This is a genomic window from Holdemanella sp. DFI.5.55 (assembly GCF_020593575.1).
Taxonomy (GTDB): Bacteria; Bacillota_I; Bacilli_A; order Erysipelotrichales; family Erysipelotrichaceae; genus Holdemanella; species Holdemanella hominis.
The window spans coordinates 1-3,019 of the sequence record NZ_JAJDMK010000129.1; the positions used below are offsets into that span (position 1 = coordinate 1).

The 3,019-nt window shown below is 26.9% G+C and carries 3 protein-coding genes; all 3 read left to right on the forward strand.

The annotated features are described in order from the left end of the window. Nucleotides 1-60: 60 nt before the first annotated feature. Nucleotides 61-933, forward strand: coding sequence for an ATP-binding cassette domain-containing protein (locus LJE08_RS13215; RefSeq protein WP_227403473.1), 873 nt, complete (start codon nucleotides 61-63; stop codon nucleotides 931-933). After that, the gene (locus LJE08_RS13220) at nucleotides 926-2,044 is read left to right on the forward strand and encodes a hypothetical protein (RefSeq protein WP_227403474.1); all 1,119 of its coding nucleotides are present in this window, start codon (nucleotides 926-928) and stop codon (nucleotides 2,042-2,044) included. The genes LJE08_RS13215 and LJE08_RS13220 overlap by 8 nt, the downstream gene beginning before the upstream one ends. A 10-nt stretch (nucleotides 2,045-2,054) precedes the next feature. Beyond that, nucleotides 2,055-3,019 (forward strand): hypothetical protein (locus LJE08_RS13225; protein WP_227403475.1); only part of this gene is annotated, 965 nt, incomplete at its 3' end.

The window sequence follows — 3,019 nt, forward strand, 5'->3', positions numbered from 1 at the left end:
AGATGTATGTTGTAAATGACCAGCTAGATGGGTCAATTACAATATACCAGGCATAGAAGAATGTTAGAAGTGAGAAATTTGTTCAAGGCATTAAACGGAAATGAAATATTAAAAAATATTAATCTTCAATTTGAAACAGGAGTTTATGGATTGTTAGGCGCAAATGGAGCAGGAAAAACAACATTAATTAAATGTTTGTGTAATTTATATGAAATTGATTCGGGGAGTATTTTGTATAACGGAATACAAATTAATCATTTAAAAAATAATTATTTTAATTCTTTAGGATATTTGCCACAAAATTTTGGCTATTATCAAGATTTCACAGCTTATGATTTTTTATCATACATAGGAGTTTTAAAAGGCTTAGAAGGAAAAAAACTTGAACATAGGATAGAATATTTGTTAAAAGAATTAGGATTATACGAGAAAAAGAATATTAGACTTAAACTTTATTCAGGAGGAATGCTAAGACGGGTGGGAATAGCTCAAGCATTGTTAAATGAACCGGAAATCTTAATTTTGGATGAACCTACAGCTGGATTAGATCCTAAGGAAAGAATTCATTTAAAGAATTTACTTAATCAATATGGTGAGAAGCATACAGTAATTATTTCTACTCATATTGTTTCTGATGTTGAGGATATTTCACAAGCCATTATTCTTTTAAAAAAAGGTGAAATCTGTGAACAAGGTGATTTAGATGTCTTATTAAAAAAGATTGAAGGATTTGTTTATGAAGGAACTGTACCTAAAACGCAATTGGATTATTTCATGAATAAGTATAGAGTTAGGAATGTATACGATTTGGGTAATACTATTAGAATAAGGATAATAACCGAAGATAATGTTGAAAAATGTTTTGTACCTATAGAAGCTACTTTAAATGATTTATACTTATTCTATTTTGATGAGGTAAGTGAAGATGACTAGGTTAATTAAAAACGAATTAAATAGAATATATACATGTAAGATTAACAGGATCTCAGTATTATTATTGATTATGATTTCTGTCGTATATGGCTTTTTGACAGTGTTTCAGGATCAGACTATAACTTATTATGAACAAGGAATAATCTATGGCATTGATGCAATAACCTTTGAAAAAAATTTATCTCATGGTACTGTGGAAATAAATGATGATGAAATAAATAAAATTATTGATAAATTTCAAAAGCAAACAAATAATATTAACAGTACTGATGGCGAAGCGTTTAAAACAATGTACAGTAAAGAGCTGAGGCCCTATGAAGAGGTGATTTCACTTATTGATTTTACTTTAGGTGGAACATATATGGATCAGTATAAAAAAATATTAGAAGTTAAGACTCCGATAAATTTTGTTGAGCTTTGGAAAGATAAAACTAATTGCACCGCTAAAACACAAAGCTTTAAATCTGGATATAGTAAAGGCTATCAAAGATTTCTGAAAAAAAATATGGATTTATTTCTATTTATGTCTATAATGCTTGCAATTTGCTTATCTAAAATGTTTTCTCAAGATAAAGAAGAACGGATGAATGAAATTATAAGTACAACAAAGAATAGGGGTACTAATCATTTTGTAGCAAAAGTTATTGCTGGAATAATTATATCAAGTTTCTATTATTTGTTGGCCCTTGTCCCATTTTTAATAATAATTTTTTCAATATATGGTTTAGCTGGTTGGGATGTTAATGTACAGTTAGGAATTGCGCCTCTATTTCCGAACTTATTGACGTATGGACAATTATTATCTAGAGCAATTTTAATGGGATTATTAGCATCAGTATTGATGGGACTGTTAATTATGTTTTTTTCGAAAGTGTTTTTGTCTAGTAGTGTTTCTGTTATATGTTCTATAATTTTATGTTTTATTCCAAATATAATGATTTCACTATTAAATATTTCATCTTCTTCAATATTACGATATTGTTTCCCTATTACAATGGTGGATGTGTCATCAGTGCTTAATTTTGATATGACAAAGTTATTATTTACTCTTTTATTGTTTTTTTTCTTAACTTTTATATTAATTTATGACAAAAAAAGATTAATTCAGTAGGTGATTATAAATGGTGAAAAAATTAATATTTATAGAAATAAAAAAATGCATTAATCCAAAAATAATATTTGCATTTTGTTTTTTTACGATAATCTTTCTTTCAACTTTTTTCTTGTATTCGATTAGTAGTACCGATGTATATGTTAACGAATTTAGTATTAATGCTAAAATTGATGGGATAAGTGCAAAAAGAGATGAGCAAGCAAAAATAGAAAAAAAATTAACTGATAAAGAATTAAGAAATTCATTAAAAGTATTTACTGGTATAACAAATGATAAAAGTAATTTTGATTCAACTGGAAATTTGATGATAAATAGTTCAGAATCTATAAAAATGTTTAATAAATATTCTGATTTAGCAAACCTTGTGATTCGAGCATATTCTCCGATGTATTCATTTAATCCTGATATTTTGAATCATTTAGATTTAAATGACATAACTGTTCAAAGCATATTTGTTAATAGAGAAAATAATATTAAAACTATTAACCCAGATTTTAGTGATAAATTAAAAGAGCAAAAATATATCGATTTTGGTTATTCTTTAGGATGGCAAACTCTTTTAAATGATTTACCATATATACAAATATATTCGATGATCATAAGTTTGATAATTGCTGCATTGATTTTCTTTGTAGAAAAAAAATGCAATATGAATATGATTCTTAGAACATTAGCTACGAAAGAAAGCAAAATTAATTTCATTAAAGCAATAACGGTTTTAATAATGAATTCTGCAATCTATTTTTCTATTGTGTTAATTTATAGTGCTTTAATCTGGAGTGTATTTGGCTTAGAGGGATGGAATATGAAAATTCAGACTTCTTACCTATTTTGGCTGTCCCCTTTAAATATCAATTACTTTCAAGCATATATGGTTAATGTCTTGATAGGGTATCTAGCAGTTTTAGTGATAACATTTTTCACCTGTTATGAAGTGACCTTTGTCAAGACAAAATTACACTCATATTCTAA

Coding starts and splice junctions, on each gene's coding strand:
- LJE08_RS13215 (WP_227403473.1), top strand. CDS start 61: ATGTTAGAAGTGAGAAATTTGTTCAAGGCATTAAACGGAAATGAAATA.
- LJE08_RS13220 (WP_227403474.1), top strand. CDS start 926: ATGACTAGGTTAATTAAAAACGAATTAAATAGAATATATACATGTAAG.